The following is a 19,583-nucleotide window of genomic DNA, read 5'->3' as shown; positions in this document are numbered from 1 at the left end:
CAATGCTCTGCGTTGGAGTGTATATATATGATTTACAAAGTTGTATTTGTGATTTTAGTTATATGCATTCCCATCGAGACGATGGGAACGAGGAAAAAAAGAAAAGTAGATAGAAAATTATATGCGTGCGTAGTTTACACTTAAACAAGCGTCAAGTGATGCTAATTCTTTGAGTGTTGTCTCATTTACAGTACCATCTACCAAGATAACAGCTAAGGCTTCTTTATTTTCATTACGTGCTAATGAGAAATCTGCAATATTTACATTGTTGTTTGCAAGCGTAGTTCCTACACTTCCAATAACACCAGGGACATCAGAGTTTTTAAACATAATCATATTCCCTTTTAGAGGTACTTCTATCTCAAAACCATCAAGTGCAACCATTCTTTGTACACCATCATCAAAAATAGTAGCACTGATTGTCGTTGTTCCTTCAGATGTAGTTAGTTTTGCAGAAATTAGATTTTTATAAACAGTAGAATCACCTAAATCTTCAGATTCTATTTTTATACCTTTTTCTTTTGCGATAAAATCAGCATTTACATAGTTGATTTTATCAGAGCTTTGGCTCATTGCACCAACTGTTACAAAGGTAGCTAATGAATCTACATATTGTCCCATCTCACCACGTCCACTTACTTTGATAGAGATGATTTGCGATTTGTTTATTTGAGATGCTAAGAAACCAATCTTTTGTCCCATTTCCAAAAATGGTTTTACAAATGCTGGAATTTTTGACTCATCAATTGGTAAATTAAGTGCATTATGATATGCTATACCCTTTGCAGCTGCAATTGCATTTTCAGCTGCCTGTACACCGATATTATATTGAGACTCATATGTATTTGCACCTAAGTGTGGAGAAACTACGATGTTATCAAGATCAAGCAATTTATTATCAGTTGCTGGTTCTTTTCCAAATACATCGATCCCTGCAAAACGGATTTTTCCAGATTTAAGTCCATCGTATAGTGCGTCTTCATTGTATAGATCACCACGAGCACAGTTTACTAAAACTACACCATCTTTCATTTTTGCAATTTCATCTGCACCAATAATTCCTATAGTTTCTTTATTTTTAGGAGTATGGATAGTTATAACATCACATGCTAAAATATCATCAAAATTTTTCGTGTATGTCATATCTAAATCAGTTACTTTAGATGGATGGATATATGGATCGTATGCAACAATATCCATCTCAAATGCTTTTGCGCGTTTTGCAACACGGCTACCAATATTACCAAAACCGATAACACCAAGTTTTTTGCCCTTAAGCTCATAACCATACCATTTTTCACGCTTCCAAATACGTTGATTTTTCAGGTGATCATGAGAGTACGGGAACATTCTCATACAAGAAAGCATATGTGCCATTGTAAGCTCAACTGCAGCGATTGTGTTGGCAGTTGGAACGTTCATAACGATAATACCCTGCTTTGAACATCCAGGAATATCAACGTTGTCTACACCAACACCAGCACGTACAAGTGCTTTCATATTTGTTGCATACTCTAAAAAGAAAGCATCAACATCTGTAGAACTTCTAGTAATCGCGACATCAGCTTGAGGTATAATCTCTTTTACAAGCTTATCTTTTGGCTCATCTGCTGCCATAATGAAGTTTACATTTTCATCGTTTTGCAACATCTCTAAACCAGCGGTATGGATATGATCACAAACTACAATTGTATATTTTTGCATTTTAATATTCCTCTTTAAATAGCTCTATTTGAGCCTGAATTTTATAATTTTTTAGAACTTTTACTAAGTTATTTAATTTATCTACATTTTGTGAATAAATAAGTAAACCTATCCCTACTTTATCTTTTTGAAGATAATACTTTAATTGATGACGTTTAAGTTCCTCTTGCAAACAAAATAGTTGGTAAGGGTCTTTTACTTTCGCAGATAATTTATAGGTTTTAGTTTTAGTTATTTTTTCATCTAAATCAAGTTTTACAAAAACTTCATTTACAGGATAACTATACCCTTTTCTCTCAGATTCAGAAAAATGATTTAACCATACCTTTTGGGGAGTTTGCTGAATGAGCTCAGTTTTTAGCTCTAAAGGTTTCCCCTCTGCTATAGGTTCACTTGAATTGATTGAGATAAGGAAAAATAGTATAAAAACAGCCACTCCCAGCGCTATCACAGGAGTGAGCCATTTTAAAATAATTTTCATAAATTACTTTTTGATTTGATCTTTTATCAAGTCGCCAAGTGAATGAGATTCAGTATCGTTAATCTCTTCTAACATCGCTTGATTTTTAATATAGTCTAATTTTTTAACAGATAAACGGATACGGTCACGGCGAGTATCAATATTTGCGATTGCTGCTTCTATTGTTTGACCAGCTTCTAACTCTTCTTTATTTAATGGAGCTAAGTCTTCATCACGAATAAGTGCATCTACACCATCTTCTAAAGATACAAATACACCAAAGTCTTTAATATCACGGATAGTTCCCGTTACAACAGAGTTAACTTTATGTGTTGAAGCAAATTTATCAACAGGTGATTCTAAGAGAGTTTTTCTATTTAAAGAGATTTTTTGATCAGCTTCATTAATTTTAGCAATTTTCACTTCAACTTCGTCACCAGATTTTAAAATATCTTTTGCTTTTGTTCCTTTATCCCAAGAAATATCTTGATTGTGAAGTAAACCTTCAACACCATCAATACGGACAAATGCACCAAAATCAGTTAAAGATGTAACAGTTCCAGTCACTACTTCACCCTCAGAATGTTTTTTCATAAACTCATCAAATGGTTTTGGAAGAAGTCTTTTGAGTGATACACGAAGCTTATGAGTTTTTGGATTAATCTCAATAACTTCAACATCTATCTCTTGACCAACTTCTAAATAATCACCTGGGTTTTTAACGTTTTTATCCCAAGTGATTTCTGAGATATGTAAGAAACCTTCAATATCATTTCCAAGATCAACAAATACACCATAGTTTTCAATATTTGAAACAGTTACAGTGATTGTATCACCTTCATCTAACTCAGTTTCAACTTCTGCCCAAGGATCAGATTGAACAGCTTTTATTGAAAGTGAAAGGTGACGTTTGTCTTTATCGTAAGAGATTGCTTTAACAGTTACACTATCACCCTCTTTATAAATTTTTGCAGGGTTAACTGGACCTTTATAAGAGATTTCATTATAGTGAACTAAACCATCAACACCACCAACATCTACAAACATTCCGTAGCTAGTGATTTTTTTAATTACACCTTCAACAACAACATCATCAGCCATTATTTTGTCAATAATCTCTTTTTTCTTTTTGCGCTCTTCATTAAAAAGTTTACGACGAGAAAGAACAATCGAGTTGTCTGCTGGATCTATTTTTACAACTTGTGCTTTGATTTTTTTCCCAACTACGTCATCACTATCTTTAAATGCAGCTAATGAACGTGGCATGAAAAAAGTTACATCATCAGCTTCTATTACATATCCACCACGATTTTTCTTTGTAATCACACCCTCAATAATCAAATCTTCAAAGTTCTCTTTATGTGCATCTATAAATTCAATAGTTTTTTCTTGCTCAAGAACTTTTTTGTAAGAGATTTTTGGACGCTCATTATAGTATCCAGTAATCATTACTTTTATTTTATCGCCAGTAACAAATTTTAATTCGCCATCAGCATCACGAATCTCATCAAGGTTAATAATACCCTCTAATTTGTCACCTACACCAACTAATGCTCTGTTATCATCAGCTTGTATTTCAACTATCTCACCCTCTACGATGCGACTTGTTTCCTGTTGTCTTTCACTTGCAGCAAAAAGCTCTGCAAAACTCTCTTCTTCTTCGAATGATTCGTTATCGAACGCCATTACCTATCCTCTGTTACATAAAAATTGTGCAATTATAACTAAAAATAGTTACAATTGTATTAATAATACGAAGAATTAGTAGTTTTTCGTTATATTAGATTGAATATTTTCTATAACGTTTTGAATGATCCAATCAGGAGTAGAAGCACCAGCAGAAATTCCACATAGGTTTTTTTTAGCAAACCAAGAGAAATCTAAATCTTTTTCATCCTCTATATGGTAAGAATCTGGACAGTTTTCTTGTGAAATTTTGAAGAGTTGTTTTGTGTTTGATGAGTTTTTCCCACCGATAATAAGCATAACATCTGCACGTTTTGAGAGCTTACGAACTGCATCTTGATTCTCAAAAGTTGCATTACAAATTGTATTAAAAACCCTTACCTCTTTATACTGAGGAATTAAATAATTTGCAACCTTCATATAATCTTCAACTTTTCTCGTTGTTTGTGCGATTAAAGCTATTTTTTCACGAAGTTTTACTCCGTAAAGTTCTTCGGGTGACATTACAACAATTGCACCATTTGTAGCGTACGATTTCACCCCTTTAATCTCTGGATGTTCCTCATCTCCAAAGATAACAACGCTATATCCAAGTTCACTCATCTCTTGAGCAATCTCTTGGGGTTTTGTTACATAAGGGCATGTTGCATCGACAACATTCACACCTTTTTTTTGTAACTCTTCTAACTCTTGTTTTTGAATCCCATGCGTACGGACAATCGCTTTATCACCAGCCTCAAAAATTTTATAATTGTCAGTTAGACCAACTTTAAAATCTTTCTCTAAACGTGCAATTTCACGAGAGTTGTGGATCAGTGGTCCATAAGTAGCAGCATTTTGGTTTTCTTCTGCAATTTTAATCGCACGTTTTACACCAAAACAAAAGCCATAATTCTCTGCTAACTCAATTTTCATAATTGTTGTCTCCTTTATCAAAGAAGTGAATTCTTTGCTAAATTCCTCTCACTAAAGCTAAGCCTGTCGGCTAGAATCTTTTTGCTCTCATCTCTTCATCAAATTCAAGAGTAGTGATCTTTTGTAAAATTTCAAAAAAGTTTGGGAACGAAGTATTTATACACTCTAGATCTGTTACTTCCATTCCACATTTAAGACCAGCAATTATAAAACTCATTGCAATCCTATGGTCACCATCACTATCTACTTTTGCATATTGAAGTTTTCCACCAGTAACCTTATAACCATCTGCATACTCTTCAATAGTTATACCACAAGCACGTAGACCTTCTACAACAGTTGAAATACGATCAGATTCTTTTACGCGTAGTTCCTCTGCATTTTTAACTATACTCTCACCCTCTGCACACGCCATCGCAATACTAAGTGCTGGAAGTTCATCTATAAGCCATGAGATATTCTCTTCAACTGTAATCGCTTTTAAAGGTGCATATTTTACACATATATCCCCTATAGGCTCATACTTATCTTCTGTTAGTGTGTAAGTAATATCTGCACCCATTCTCTCCAAAGCTTTAAATGCTTCTATACGAGTTGGGTTGAGTGTCACACCTTGTAGAGTTACATCACTTCCCTCTGTAATTGCAGCTGCAACTGCAAAAAAGAAAGCACTTGAAGGATCGGCTGGAACACGGATTGTCAGTGGTGAAAGCAATTTTTCCATCGGTTTAATGGTCGTTTTTAATCCATCTACTTCAATTCCAGCACCCATCCCTTGTAACATTCTCTCAGTATGATCGCGAGAGAGTTCAGGTTCTGTGTATGTACACTTTCCATCAGCTCTAAGTGCTGCTAAAATCATGCATGATTTTACTTGTGCTGATGCAATCTTACTCTCGTAATTAAACGCTTTAAGTGATGCACCACGAATTGAAAGTGGTGCTAAATTTCCATCTTCACGTCCATCGATTTTTGCACCTATACTTTTAAGTGGCTCAGTAACGCGTTTCATTGGACGGCGACGAAGATATTTATCTCCAGTTAAAACAAAATGCCCGTTAGCTGAACTTAATAGTCCACAAAAAAGACGCATTCCCGTCCCAGAGTTTCCACAATCAAGCACTTCAAAACTCTCTTGTATCCCATTGGAAGAGATTTTGATAGTTTTTCCATCGTCTTCAACTGATGCACCAAAATTTTTTATAATTTCTAAAGAATTAAGTGTATCCTCTGCTCTTAAAAAGTTATCAATTGTGCTTATTCCATCTGCTAATATTGCAAACATAACACTTCTATGTGAAATCGATTTGTCTGGTGCAATTTCAGATGTTTTTAGTGAAAATGATTTTGCTGAAAAAACTTCAACTTTACTCATCTAAGACCTATTCCTAATTCATCTTTTAAAGCTGTTAAAACAGACTCCATAGCGTTAGTAATATCTTCTTCTTCTAAAGTTTTTTCATCAGATTGTAATACAAAACGTAAACTTAAACTAATACTTTCACCTAAAGTCTCATCGCTATATTTATCAACAGGATAAAATCTAACAAGCTCTTTTGTCCCATTCTGTTCAATAATCGTTTTAACTTTTTCGTAACTAACATCATTTGGCACTAACAAACTTAAATCTCTAAATGATGCTTGATATTTTGAGCTTTTATGCGCTACTTTTAATTTATGTGAAAGTGCTTTAAAATCAAGTTCACACATATAAGTATCTTCTAAATCATAATCATTTTGAACTTCAGGATGCACTTTAAACATTTCACCCACTCTACTGCCACCTACAAAGATTTCCGCACATTGATAGGGATTTGAAAGAGTATGTGTTGTTTTAAATTTACGAAGCTCTATATCTCCAATGATATCAGAAATTTTTTGCGCAAAAGTTCCAAAATCAATAACTGCCGGTTTTCCACCATTAAGTAAGGATTCTTCCTCCTTAGCACCACTGAAAATAAATGCCATTTGAAGACTTTCCTCTCTTGTTGGAGAGAATACTGATCCAACTTCAAAAAGTTTTATAGAGTCATAACCGTTTTTTTTATTTTGTGAAGCTGATCTTAAAAGTCCACTTAACAGTGTTGGTCTTAAAGTATCTAGTGTTTGTACAATTGGATTTAAAAGCTCTAATTCCTCTTTTGTTGTTTCAAACCCATAAGAGTTTAATACTTTTTTCTCATCAAATACAAAATGCACAGACTCAAAAAATCCACTTTGTGCCGCACGTGTTCTAAAAAAGGTACGTTTTTTATACTCAAAATAGTTATCTTCTAAACGATTCTCTTCTGCTAAAATAAATGGTTTTACTGGGATATTATCAATTCCAACCATTCTTACTATCTCTTCTACGATATCTTGCTTATTAACAATATCGTGACGATATTGTGGCACTGAGATTACAAAGTTCTCAGTTGTAGATTTTGCTGTGTTAAAACCTAAATTTTTCAAGATTTTTGTTATTACAATTTTATCAATATCAGCACCAATAATCTCATCAATCTCTTGTTTTGAGACAGTGATTATTTTTTCTTTCACAGAGTTCATTAACTCGATAGTGCCACCAAACGTAGATGAATTAGAGTAACGCTCTATAAGATCGATACAGAATGAAAGACCAGCTTCTAACTCTGGCTCACTTCCACGTGATGTTTTATAAAACATTGGTCCAGATTCAACTTTATTTTCATCCATCTTTTTTGAGATAACATCTGGTGGGATATAACTCGCTTCTATTAAAATCACACCATTACTTGAAATAACTTTTGATTCCTCTTTTTGAATAATTCCAACTGTTGAAGCGATTTTATCATCATCAGTCACTATAGATGCAAATCCTTGTTCATCTTCATTTAGATGGACCTTTGCCATTTTTTCATCTTTGTCATTCACAAAAAAGTCATGGCAATATGCTCTCATAATAACACCTGTTGCATGTGTTGCATAAAGCATAATAGACTCAACATCACTCTCTCTTTTCTCATCAATTTGAGCAAGTCGCATCTTTACTAAAAATGGTAACGATAATGCATCTAATTCTAGAGCTTTATAGCGAAGATTTACATCTAAATCTTTATCGTGCACAAGTGATAAAATTCTACCAATTCCTCGCATATCATCATTATCAGATACTGTGTAATCTTTTAGAGGTCTATCAAATGCCGCACTTAAATCACGTGCAACACCACGAATACTTAGACAATCACCTCTATTTGCTGTAAGTTCTATCTCAATGAGTGCATCATTAAAGTATGGGTTTTCACATACCTCTTTACCAAGAGAAATATCTCCAAGACTTTCATCAAGTTCCATAATTCCATCACAAAAACTATGAAGACCTATCTCACCAGGTGAGCAGATCATCCCTTCAGAATCTATACCGCGAAGTTTGACTGGTTTAATCACCATTCCACCTGGAAGTTCTGCACCAATTGTAGCAACCACTACTGTAAGACCAACACGAACATTAGATGCACCACATACGATCTGACGTGTTGCAGTTCCAAGGTCTACTTTACAAACATTGAGTTTATCAGCATCTGGATGTTTTTCACACTCTAAAACTTTACCAAAAACAACTTTTTTAGGAATATTAAACTCTTCAACTCTATCTACTTCAAGACCAATAGAATTAAATGTTTTTGCAATCTCTTCATTCGAGATTCCATCTAAATCGATCCATTCATTTAACCAAGATCTAGTTACTATCATTGAAATTGCTCCAGTAGTTTAATATCGCCTTCAAAAAGTGAACGCAAGTCTCCAATCTGATGAATAAGCATTGCAAAACGCTCTACACCTAAACCAAAAGCGTACCCACTCACATCTTCATAATTTACTGCTTCAAATACATTTGGGTCAACAATTCCACACCCTAAAACTTCAAGCCATCCTGTATGTGAACATACACGACACCCATCACCCTTACAAAATACACAAGAGATGTCAACTTCTGCAGATGGCTCCGTAAATGGGAAAAATGATGGACGGAAACGTACATCTACATCACCAAACATATACTTTAAAAAATCTTCTAAAATATACTTCAAGTTTGCAAAAGAAACTTTACCTGCATCATCTACTAACAGACCTTCAACTTGGTGGAACATTGGTGTATGTGTAAGGTCATAATCACGTCTAAAAACAGCACCAGGTGCGATCATACGAATAGGTGGTCTTGTAGACATCATTGTTCTAATTTGCACAGGAGATGTATGGGTACGGAGTAACATCTCATCTTTAAAATAGAATGTGTCTTGCATATCACGAGCTGGATGATATTTTGGTAAATTTAATGCTTCAAAGTTATGAAAGTCATCTTCTACCATATTTCCTGTTTTTACTGCAAAATTCATAGAAGCAAAATACTCAACAATTCTATCCATTGTTTGCATTACAGGATGTAATGCCCCCGCTGAACTTCTTTGAGAAAATAATGAAACATCAATTGCTTCTGCTTGCATTTTTTCTTGTAACTCTTTTGTTTGTAACTCAATTTTTTTTGTATTCAGATCATTTGTAAGCGCTGTTTTATGTGTATTTAAATCTTTTGCTATTTTAGATTTTTCTTCATTTGGTGCTGATTTCATCTTTGCAAACTCTGCTGCAAGTACACCTTTTTTCCCAAAAACAGCAATGCGAATCTCTTCAAGAGATTCAACATTTTGTGCTTCATTTATCTTATCGTACCACTCTTTCAAATCTATTCACCCATAGTTATAAAATTTAAAAGTGATTATATCAAATATTGTTTATAAACAGCTTCATTTAGAGAATTATGTGATACAATAGACAAAAAATAAGGATAATTATATGTGTCTATTTTGTAAAATAGTAAATAAAGAGATCCCATCAAATATTATTGCTGAAAATGATGATTTTTTAGCATTTCATGATATCAATCCAAAAGCACCTGTACATATTTTAGCAATCCCAAAACTTCATGTTGATAGTTTTAATGAAGTGAGTTCAGAAACAATGGCAGCCATGACAAAGTTTATCCAAGAGGTTGCAAAAGAGACGGGAATTGATCATACAGGATATAGAGTTATAACAAACATTGGAGAAAATGGTGGGCAAGAGGTAAAACACCTCCATTTCCACATTTTGGGTGGGGCAAAACTAAAATGGGGACATTTTAGCGATGCAGACCCAAAAGACTTTCTATAAGCTAGAGATAAACCTCTAGCTACAACATGCATCGATCTCGCCAAGATCGATTTGACTTCTTCCACCACTAATCATCTTTTCATTTTCACGAATTAGTTTACCATTATGTGAAATAGAGTATGAAATCTCTGTACTATCACGAATAGTGTTGATTGTCGAACAGTAAGTTTCAACTGATGCCATAACCCAACGAGCAGCTTGTGTATCATCATCTGCATCTGAATTAAAGCTATATGTTAGGTGTAATTTTACAAACTTTCTAGGGTGATCTTCAGCACGAATTACTTCACCATCAACTACTAAATCAGTTACTGTTTTGCCTTGATTTTTAGGAATTAAGATGATATCTGTTGCACTACATGTAATTATTCCAGATAAAAAATACTCAACTGGTGAGATAGTTGGACAATCTATAACAAAACTCGACTTCTCAGTCTTTGCTTCAAACTTCATTGCATCTTGGTGTGATACTGTTATTTTCATATAAGTAAAGTCTCCTCTGCTTTATTTAAGAACTCTCTAAAAAATTCGAGTTGTTCCATTGTTCTTACAGATGCTGTTCCACCCTGTGACGTTCTTGCATTCATAGAGTGGCGAAGTGCTAAAAAGGGGACTACATCTTCACCTATTCGCTCATCGATCTCTTTAAGATACTTAAACTCCATAGCACTTAGATCAACACCCAACTCTTCTCCTTTTGCTACTGCACGTCCAGTGATAAAATGTGCTTCACGAAAAGGTATATCGCATTTTTCTACTAAGTAGTCTGCCAAGTCTGTTGCACTTAAATGTCCAATTGCACACGCTTTTTCCATATTGTGCGGTTTTACAGTCATTGTTTTGATCGCTTCTTTGAGAATTTCAAGTGAAATTTCAGCTGTTTCAACTGCATCAAAAACACCCTCTTTATCTTCCTGAGTATCTTTATTGTATGCAAGTGGAAGCCCCTTCATAACTGTTAAAAGTCCCATAAGTGAACCAAAAACACGTCCTGTTTTTCCACGCAAAAGTTCAGGTACATCTGGGTTTTTCTTTTGTGGCATGATCGAGCTTCCAGTTGAATACTCATCACTTAACTCTACAAATCCAAATTCATAAGATGACCACATAATAAGCTCTTCACTTAGACGTGAAATATGCATCATCATTGTCGAGATATTAAATAAAATTTCTAATGCAAAATCTCTATCACTTACAGTATCCAAACAGTTAATGCTAACACTATCAAACCCAAGTAATTCTGCTGTGTATTCACGATCAACTTTATGTGGCGTTCCAGCTAATGCTGCACATCCAAGAGGAGAGATATTATTTCTTTTATAGGAGCTCTCAAATCGTTCAATATCACGTTTCAACATTGAGAGGTATGCACCTAAATGAAAACCAAAGTTAATTGGTTGTGCATGTTGTAAGTGCGTCATTCCAGGAATAAGTGTTTCAGTATGTTTTTCCGCCACAATTAAAAGTTCACTCATTAATGCTTTAATAGCTTCAACTAATGAGAGATTTTTCTTTAATGTCCAACGTCGAAAATCAACTGCTACTTGGTCATTTCTACTTCTTGCAGTATGGAGTTTCTTCCCAGCATCACCGATAAGCGCAGTTAAGCGTTTTTCAATTCCCATATGTAAATCTTCATCAGAGATTTTCCACTCAAACTCACCAGATTCAATTTCGAGTTTTACTTGTGTCAAACCAGTTTTGATCTGCTGGAGTTCTTCGTCTGTTAGTATTCCTTGTCTAGTAAGCATCGTAGCGTGAGCTATTGAACCTTCAATATCTTCTAAATAAAGTTTTCTATCAAACATGATTGAAGCATTAAATTGGTCTAACAAGCTTGATGCACTTGCACTAAAACGACCTGACCACATTTTATCCATAACAGTTTCCTTGCCTAGACTTCTTGCATAAGTCTAATTTTTTAAGTTTGGTATTTTATCGAAATATAGATGATTTTACAAAGAGGAGAGATAGACTTACAAATTTTGTAAGTCTACAAGTTTTTAGTTACAAGCAGGTACGTTTCCACTATCCTTTGCGTACTCAACGAGAAATTGTTTAAGATGTTTTGCTTTTCTTGTATATTTACTACTTTCAAAGTACTTCCAAGATTTTTTTGCTTTTTCACTACTTAAGTGTATTTCAGCAAGCTTCTTACCCTTTTTTTTCATAACTTTTTTCCAGTATCGCATTGTATACTTAGCAACAAAAGTTTGTCCACTATCATGACATTTTAGACAGTTTTTTACAAACTCCTTTTGTCCCTTATATATAGCTGCATCAGCTGACGAGAATGAAAGTATTAGAATTGCTAACGCAATAAATACAGATTTAGTCATTTCCAAGCCTTAAAAATATAATTGTAACTCATATTACATTAGAAATTATTATAGTAAGCTTAGAGTAGGTACAATTTTGTGCTTATTATCACAAAAATGTCACAATTGAAACTTTTTGAATAATGTATCGTCTAAATCCCATACACCGATGTTTTTAAGATGGTTTACTACGCCAGTTGTACAATCAACATCATCAGGCCACTCTCTTGTAAAGCCATCTAATTCATTTTTATTTGTACCATCGATACCAACCATGAGACCAGATTGAAATATATCACGCTTTGCATCAATATTATTTGTAACTCTCCATACAAGCATATAAGCATTATTTACATCATTTTTTTGTGCATCTACAAATACAACTATACGCATATTTGTTGAGAGTGGTAAAAGTGCATCAAAATACTCTTTTGCGCCTTTAGTTTTATTAACACTTATAACGGTAATAGGATTATTTGTTCTTCTCATAAATTGATGTAAGTCTTGAACATCTGGGATAAACTCTTGTACTTTTTTCAGTAGCTCTTCATCTCCAAGTAAATGTGGAGGTTCTACCTTATTTGCGCCTGTCGCATCTATGCCTAATTTTCCACCCACTAAAGCTTCAGGTGATGAGTGGTCAAGTGCATCTAAAATTCCTTCTGTGATAAACATAGATTTTGGTGTAAAACGGTTGAGTACATAGGTTGCAAATGCTTCATAGTTTTCAAGTGAAGGTGCATTTTCATCTACAAAGATTGCGTGTTTTACAAAACTCATCTGTCCTGCGCCCCAAAAAGCATGCATAAATTGTTTTGCATGTCCCTTATAAAGTGGTTGCATCTTTGCTAAAATGAGATTATGAAAACCTGCATTTTCTGGCATATGATAATCAATGAGATCAGGTGTAGTTGTTTTTAAAAGTGGGAAAAATATTTTTCCTGTAGCCCATCCCATATATTTATCTTCAAGTGGTGGTTTTCCAACAACTGTAGCTAAAAAAGTCCTTTGTTTTTTCATAGTGATAGCTGAAACTTCTAAAACTGGATATGGCTCTTCAAGTGTGTAATATCCTGTATGATCACCAAAAGGTCCCTCAACTTTTAAATTTTCTGGATCAACCCACCCTTCAATCACATAATCAACATCTTTTGGGATATAAAGTGGTGTTGTAATTGAACGAACTAACTCAGCAGGTTTTTTCGTAATGAGACCATACATAAGAAGTTCATTTACACCATAAGGAAGTGGTGCAGTTGCACACCAAGTATATAATGGATCACCTCCAATACCTATAGAAACTGGCATCTTTTTCCCTGCTTTTTGATACTGATCGAAAAAGTGTGAAGAATCTTTATGTATCTGCCAGTGCATCCCTAGATGATTTTTATCATACACCTGTAATCTATACATCCCAAGATTGACCATCTCACCATCTAGTGACTGAGTATATACTTGTCCCATAGTTATAAATGGTCCACCATCTTGTTCCCATGTTGTAAGCACTGGTAACTTAGATAAATCAATCTCATCTTCAAGATGAATTATCTCTTGACAAGCACCCTTACTTTTTAGACGTTTGGGAAAAATATTTTTAAGTTGAAAAAGTTCACTAGCCATCGATAGTTTTTCTTTAAATGACGCTGGTGGCTTCATGTGAAGTAGTTTTGTTATCTCGTCTGCTACACTCTCAATCGTACGACCAAAAAGTAACTCACATCTTTTATATGAACCAAATACATTCATAAGTACTGGTTCTTCAAATTTATGTCCCTTTTTTTTATCTACAACATTAGTAAAAAGTAAAGCTTTCCCACCCTCTTCTTTTTTTACTTCTGCATATGCAATGTGCGCTATCTCCAAATAGATATCTAACTCTGTATCGATCACTTTTAACTGATCGTGCTTTTGCAATAAACTAATCGTGGTTTTCATTTTGTATCTTTATAATTATTTTAAAAAAGAAATTGTAGCATAAAAAGTAGTGGGTTCACCGTGAGTAAAACACGAGAACCCATAAGAAAAAAATTTATCTTCTTCTATCATCTCTAAAATAAGAATCTCTTCCTCTAAATTCATGTTCATACGCATAATAATGTTTATGTTGTACATGTTTTTTATGTGAATAGTAAGGTTTTGGATATGATTTATGATGTTTAGGTTCTGGATAAACAACATAAGTCGGTCTTGCTTCATGTCTTGAAGCCAAAGCGTTGAAAATAATAATGCCACTAGCTAAACCTACTGCATAAGCAGTTGCATTATTATGATTTTGTTTGTATTCATTTGCCTGTAGGGCACCTGCTAGTAATAAACTTGCTAATAATAATTTGATCAATTTCATAACTGACTCCTTAATTGAACTAGAAGCAGTATAAAAAATAATTGTGGAGTGATTGTGAAGTAAAAAGTGGTGGGTTCGCCGTGACTCGAACACGGGACCACTCCGTTATGAGCGGAGGGCTCTAACCAACTGAGCTACGAACCCACTTTCTTTTGGTAGGGCGAAATTATACTCAGCGATTGCTTAGAGATAGCTTACTATAGGGATAGTGTTATTGTGTATTGATCATCCAGATAGAAAAGAGATTTAAGTAATCCCAGATCGAGCGTATAGAGGTTTCAGTTACTCCATTTTCATGGAGTTGTTCAAGTAAAGGGATAAATAAAGCCACCCAAGTCTCTCTTGCTTTTGCATCGATTCTAAAAGGAGCATGACGCCCTAACATTCTTGGAGCACCTCTTGTTTGATTGAAGTACGCTGGTCCTCCACAAATTTGGATCAAAAAATCAGCTGCATGTTGTTTTGCTTTTGCAAGTCCTTCATCATCTCTTGGAAAAAGATGTGCAATATCACTCGTTTTTATAGCATCATAATGATCTGAGACTAGCTTTCGTATACCATCCTCTGTTGCTTCGATCAAAAACTCAGGTATCGGTTTTGTTACAGCTGGTCTTGCACCAAATTGTGCATATGCAATTTCAAGTTTCATTAATTTACATTCCCTTCAATTTTTTTAGGTGTTTTTATTCTATAAACCACTGCATATAAAAGTGGTACATAGATAAGATTTAGCACTGTTGCCCATGCTATACCAAAGCCTAATGACACTGCCATAGGTTGGAGTATTTTTGCTTGACCTGAAGCAAAAAAGATTAGTGTTAAAAGTCCAAGAACAGTTGTGAGTGATGTGAGTAAAATTGGACGAAGTCTTGTTTTAGCTCTTCTCATCAACTCCTCTGTATCTTTTGCTTTTTTAATAAAGTCAACCATGATAAGTCCATCATTTACAACAACACCAGCAAGTCCTACTATACCTATCATCCCTGGCATTGTAAGATTTATCCCCATGATAAAGTGCCCTACATATACCCCTAAAAGTACTAATGGAATAGTACTAATGACAATGAGTGATTTTTTAATCGAATCAAACAACCAAACAAGAGTAATAAATATCAAAAATATTGCAATTAAGAAAGATTGTCCCATCTCTTTCATATTTTTTTGGTTCTCTTTCTCTTCCCCTTTGATGTCAATAATTAATCCCTCTTTTTGTAACTTTTTAAATGTTGGTTCTAACTTTGCCATAACCTCTGAAGATGTAATAACTTTTTTATCAATAGAGGCATAAAAACTTTTAATACGTTTCGCATCCTCTTTTTTAAGAGTTACATAACTTTGAACATAGATAAAATCTGCAATCTCTTTAAGAAGTACGTACTGTTCAGAAGATGGGATTTTTAACTCTAAATCTTTTAAAGAACCTATATCTTCATTTAAATTACTCTCGATTTTAATTCTTACTAATCCACTTTTATTAAAAAGTTTTCCATACTCCCCTTTTAAATAATACGCACGTAAAGAGTTAGAGATACTTTGTTCGCTAAATCCTAATTCTTGCCCATATTTATTTATACGGATTTTTAACTCTTTTTCCCCTAAGGTCGCATCATCTGAGATGTTAAAAACTCCATTAATTTTTGAAATCTCATCTTCAAGTTGTTTCAAATAAGTTACAACATCTCTTCCATCTTTTGAACGAAGTCCAATCTCAATATCATTGGCAATAACTCCAGCACCTGGAACTTTAACAACAAACTCTTCATATTTTTTTGCCTCACCAGCTAATACTTTTTTTAAATCCTCTGCTATATCACGTGAATCTTTCTCTCTTGTTTTAATACTTCTGTCATATTCTAATGAAAAATAAGGGCTTATATATTTGTCAAAAAAGTTTACAGGAGCCCTCTCTTTGAGGTCAATAAATATATGAAAAAGGTTCTCCCCTATTTCAGCTTGGTTTTTTGCATCCATTTTAAAACCAACAACAGAGGTAACAGATGAAACATTATTTTTATCAATATTTTTTAAAATAATATTTTCTAAAGTTGTAACATATTTTTCTGTGTCTTCAAGCTCATTATTGATATCTACTTTTCCATACACATACACTTGTGTTGTATCAAATTCTGGAAAAAGTTGAAATTTTGAGAGTTTTGCGAAAACAAATGTCGCACCTAAAATAAGTGTCACCATTGTAATAAGAGAAAAAACTTTCCTTCTAAAAAAGAAGTGTAGTAGTCTATTGTAGCGCTCATACATTCTTTCCCAAAATCTTTTTGTAAAACTACCCTCTTCTGAGACCTTTAAAAACTCATATGAGTGTAATGGCAAAAAGTAAAATGCTTCAAAAAGTGAAGAGAGTAGTAAAACAGTGATCATAATTGGGATGATTTTTATAAACATTCCCATCTCACCACTCATAAGTAACATTGGTAAAAAAGCAAATACAGTTGTAAGTGTCGCAGTAAGTACAGCTGGGAACATTTCAACTGCACCATTTATCACTGCCTCTTTCCGATCCATTCCCTCTTCTAAATGCCTATAGATATTTTCAGCTACTACGATTGCTTCATCAACAAGCATTCCAAGTGCAATGAGAGCACCTAAAAGGGAGAGCATATTTAAACTATCACCTAAAAGTTCTGTAGCAATAAGACCTATCATAAAACTAACAGGAATACCTAGTGCCACAACAAAAGCAATCCCACGGTTGATAAAAATAAGCATCGCTGTAAATACGAGGAGTAATCCGAACATAATGTTAGAAAACACAACATTGAGACGGTTTTTAATCCATACAGATGTGTCTGTATACACATCGTAATTGTATGTTGGATTTTTCTTATGTAACTCTTTGAGTAATTCACGAATCTGTTTTACAAGCTCTATCGCATTACCATCTTTACTCTTAGTTACATTTACAGAGATATTTCTGACTCCATTGTAGTGTGAAAGTTCCGCTTCATCACTGAGGGTAAAAGAAACATCTGCCACATCAGAAATTTTGAGTTTTTTTCCACCTACATCGATAAGTGTATCTTCAACACCTTGTTTTGTTTTTTCTCCATTAAATGTTGAGATATAGAGGTGATTTGCCTGTTGTTTAATGGTCCCAATTGGGAAGATAGAACTGATGTTACTTATAGCTGAAACAACTAATGCTGGTTGCAATCCATATGCATGAATCTTGTCATTATTTAGGACAATATCAAGTTCTTCATCGGCATCACCACGAATTGTGATATCACTTAAAGCTTTAAATTTTGAGAGTTCTGATTTTAATTCTTCAGCTTTTACTAAAAGCTCTTTTTTTGAAACATCTCCAGAAAGTGCAATGAGTGCAAGAGGAAAAGCATGGAGTTGAATTTTGGCAATTGGTTCATTCATATCTGCAGGGAGATCTTTTTTTACACCACTGACAATATCTTTTACATCATTTAATACCAAAATATTGTCCGCAGATGGTTTAATATCTGCCATAATTGTAAAAGCACCATTTTTAATGTTACTTTTTATATCTTCAAGATCATCGATATTTTGCATATCATCTTCAATGGTTTGTACAACCATCTTATCAAGAACATCCGCAGAGGTTCCAGAATATCCACCTGTAATGACAATCTTATCCATATTCATAGGTGGGAAAATCTCTTTTGGTATATTAACATACGCAAAAATTGACAACATAAAAATAAACGCTAAAAGTATATGGTTTAATAGAGGTTTTTCTATAGAAAACCTAATAAAACTACGTATCAAAATAATTCCTTAACTAAAACATAGTATCTAAAACTTGATTTTTGAATTTTATCGATTCAACTGAGGAGCGAATGAGCTTATTTTCTTCTTGTAAGGTCTCATACTCAACTTGTAATTTTGCAACATCTCTACTTGTGTAGTAAATTTGCTGGTTTATATATATTTTTGGAAATGCAAACATCGCTATAAAAGTAATGACTAAAAGCATATATAAAAAATAATTAAAATCTAACTTTTGTTTGATTTTAATTAGATTATCATATTCTTCTAAAAGCTCTGTTTTTTCACTCATTATAAATCCATTTGAAAAACTCGAAGTTTTGCACTTCTGCTTCTCGCATTAGATTTTAACTCATCATCCTGTGCAACAATCGGTTTTTTCGTTAAAATCTTCCCTAAGTCATGATTATTTCCACATTCACAACGCATCGCTTGAGGTGAACAAATACAACTTTTTGACCATGATGCAAATGTTTGTTTTACGATGCGATCTTCCAAGGAATGAAATGAAATAATCGCTATTTTTGCATCTGAAAGTTTTGCATCTTCTAACGCTTGAAGTAAGTTTTTCAATTCGCCAAGTTCATCATTTACCTCTATACGAATTGCTTGCATAAGCAATGTTGCAGGATGAATTTTCTTTCCTTTTAGTAAAAATGGGTTTAACTTTTCACTTAACTCTTTTGCAGAGTGAAAAGGTCTTTTTTGCATAATAATTGATGCTATCTTTTTATAATTTTTGATCTCACCATACTCACGCAGTATTATTTCTAAATCGTTTTGTGAATACTCATTTACAACATTAGATGCACTTAAGGGTGCATCTTTATCCATCCGCATATCAAGATTTTCACTCTCATAAGAAAAACCTCGGTCTTTTTGGTCTAACTGCAAAGATGAAACCCCAATATCAGCTAGAATCCCTTTGAGCTCTTTTTTATTGTACTCTCGTAAGATATCTTGAATAACATTAGAAAAACGCCCTTTTCTAATCTCTACTCGATCACCATATTTTTCAAGTCTTTTTGTAGAAAAATCTATTGCTGTTTGGTCTTGGTCAATCGCTATGAGTTTAATATTTGGATTATTCTCTAAAATAAGACTTGAATGCCCACCATATCCCATCGTACAATCTATAATTATTCCATCTTTTATATCTTCAAAAGTAGTTATAACTTCTCTATATAAAACGGGGATATGTGGAATATTTTCCAAAATTTTCCTTCTT

17 protein-coding genes and 1 tRNA gene are annotated in these 19,583 nt (G+C 33.9%); 1 reads left to right on the top strand and 17 read right to left on the bottom strand.

Translation table 11 applies throughout. The annotated features are described in order from the left end of the window. Window positions 1-117 precede the first annotated feature (117 nt). The 7 genes from serA to pheS all read right to left on the bottom strand — a co-directional run bounded on the left by serA (window position 118) and on the right by pheS (window position 9,465). Complete coding sequence (serA, locus tag ACQY56_RS07595) at window positions 118-1,704, bottom strand: phosphoglycerate dehydrogenase (protein ID WP_428737318.1); 1,587 nt, start codon at window positions 1,702-1,704, stop codon at window positions 118-120. A gap of 1 nt (window position 1,705) precedes the next feature. Further along, window positions 1,706-2,185, bottom strand: a complete 480-nt coding sequence (locus ACQY56_RS07590; protein ID WP_428737317.1) for a hypothetical protein — start codon at window positions 2,183-2,185, stop codon at window positions 1,706-1,708. A gap of 3 nt (window positions 2,186-2,188) precedes the next feature. Beyond that, window positions 2,189-3,850, bottom strand: coding sequence for a 30S ribosomal protein S1 (locus tag ACQY56_RS07585; RefSeq protein WP_428737316.1), 1,662 nt, complete (start codon window positions 3,848-3,850; stop codon window positions 2,189-2,191). Between the two features lie 75 nt (window positions 3,851-3,925). Beyond that, a complete protein-coding gene (locus tag ACQY56_RS07580; RefSeq protein ID WP_428737315.1) occupies window positions 3,926-4,765 on the bottom strand; it encodes a 4-hydroxy-3-methylbut-2-enyl diphosphate reductase in 840 nt (279 codons plus the stop codon). Window positions 4,766-4,835: 70 nt separating this feature from the next. Continuing rightward, the gene (gene aroA, locus ACQY56_RS07575) at window positions 4,836-6,140 is read right to left on the bottom strand and encodes a 3-phosphoshikimate 1-carboxyvinyltransferase (RefSeq protein WP_428737314.1); all 1,305 of its coding nucleotides are present in this window, start codon (window positions 6,138-6,140) and stop codon (window positions 4,836-4,838) included. Next, window positions 6,137-8,476 (bottom strand): phenylalanine--tRNA ligase subunit beta, encoded by a 2,340-nt coding sequence (pheT, locus tag ACQY56_RS07570; RefSeq protein WP_428737313.1) that lies wholly within the window; start codon window positions 8,474-8,476, stop codon window positions 6,137-6,139. Before pheT ends, aroA begins: the two co-directional genes overlap by 4 nt. Continuing rightward, on the bottom strand, window positions 8,473-9,465 hold the full coding sequence (gene pheS, locus ACQY56_RS07565) for a phenylalanine--tRNA ligase subunit alpha (protein ID WP_428737312.1): 993 nt from the start codon (window positions 9,463-9,465) through the stop codon (window positions 8,473-8,475). The genes pheT and pheS overlap by 4 nt, the downstream gene beginning before the upstream one ends. A gap of 112 nt (window positions 9,466-9,577) precedes the next feature. Here pheS and ACQY56_RS07560 point away from each other — a divergent pair, with 112 nt between their 5' ends. Next, the gene (locus tag ACQY56_RS07560) at window positions 9,578-9,934 is read left to right on the top strand and encodes a histidine triad nucleotide-binding protein (protein WP_428737311.1); all 357 of its coding nucleotides are present in this window, start codon (window positions 9,578-9,580) and stop codon (window positions 9,932-9,934) included. Window positions 9,935-9,949: 15 nt separating this feature from the next. Here the strand turns inward: ACQY56_RS07560 and ACQY56_RS07555 are convergent, their stop codons facing one another. The 10 genes from ACQY56_RS07555 to rsmH all read right to left on the bottom strand — a co-directional run bounded on the left by ACQY56_RS07555 (window position 9,950) and on the right by rsmH (window position 19,570). Beyond that, window positions 9,950-10,417: an OsmC family protein gene (locus ACQY56_RS07555; protein ID WP_428737310.1), complete on the bottom strand. Its 468-nt coding sequence runs from the start codon at window positions 10,415-10,417 to the stop codon at window positions 9,950-9,952. After that, entirely contained in the window at window positions 10,414-11,814 is a 1,401-nt protein-coding gene (gene argH, locus ACQY56_RS07550) for an argininosuccinate lyase (protein WP_428737309.1), read from the bottom strand. The genes ACQY56_RS07555 and argH overlap by 4 nt, the downstream gene beginning before the upstream one ends. A 123-nt stretch (window positions 11,815-11,937) precedes the next feature. Continuing rightward, complete coding sequence (locus ACQY56_RS07545) at window positions 11,938-12,273, bottom strand: cytochrome C (protein ID WP_428737308.1); 336 nt, start codon at window positions 12,271-12,273, stop codon at window positions 11,938-11,940. Window positions 12,274-12,372: 99 nt separating this feature from the next. Continuing rightward, window positions 12,373-14,187, bottom strand: coding sequence for a menaquinone biosynthesis decarboxylase (locus tag ACQY56_RS07540; protein ID WP_428737307.1), 1,815 nt, complete (start codon window positions 14,185-14,187; stop codon window positions 12,373-12,375). 94 nt (window positions 14,188-14,281) lie between these two features. Next, the gene (locus tag ACQY56_RS07535) at window positions 14,282-14,596 is read right to left on the bottom strand and encodes a hypothetical protein (protein ID WP_428737306.1); all 315 of its coding nucleotides are present in this window, start codon (window positions 14,594-14,596) and stop codon (window positions 14,282-14,284) included. Window positions 14,597-14,663: 67 nt separating this feature from the next. Then, window positions 14,664-14,740 (bottom strand) — tRNA-Ile (locus ACQY56_RS07530). Window positions 14,741-14,807: 67 nt separating this feature from the next. Continuing rightward, window positions 14,808-15,245, bottom strand: a complete 438-nt coding sequence (locus ACQY56_RS07525; protein WP_428737305.1) for a globin — start codon at window positions 15,243-15,245, stop codon at window positions 14,808-14,810. Next, a complete protein-coding gene (locus ACQY56_RS07520) occupies window positions 15,245-18,355 on the bottom strand; it encodes an efflux RND transporter permease subunit (protein WP_428737304.1) in 3,111 nt (1,036 codons plus the stop codon). The genes ACQY56_RS07525 and ACQY56_RS07520 overlap by 1 nt, the downstream gene beginning before the upstream one ends. Before the next feature lie 13 nt (window positions 18,356-18,368). Then, window positions 18,369-18,647, bottom strand: a complete 279-nt coding sequence (locus tag ACQY56_RS07515; protein WP_428737303.1) for a hypothetical protein — start codon at window positions 18,645-18,647, stop codon at window positions 18,369-18,371. Beyond that, on the bottom strand, window positions 18,647-19,570 hold the full coding sequence (gene rsmH / locus ACQY56_RS07510; protein ID WP_428737302.1) for a 16S rRNA (cytosine(1402)-N(4))-methyltransferase RsmH: 924 nt from the start codon (window positions 19,568-19,570) through the stop codon (window positions 18,647-18,649). Before rsmH ends, ACQY56_RS07515 begins: the two co-directional genes overlap by 1 nt. Window positions 19,571-19,583: the final 13 nt, after the last annotated feature.

Origin of the sequence: Sulfurimonas sp., from assembly GCF_050296975.1 — a bacterium.
GTDB lineage: Bacteria > Campylobacterota > Campylobacteria > Campylobacterales > Sulfurimonadaceae > Sulfurimonas.
The sequence above is the reverse complement of the archived record's forward strand: the minus strand, read 5'-3'. Positions and strand labels throughout refer to the sequence as shown.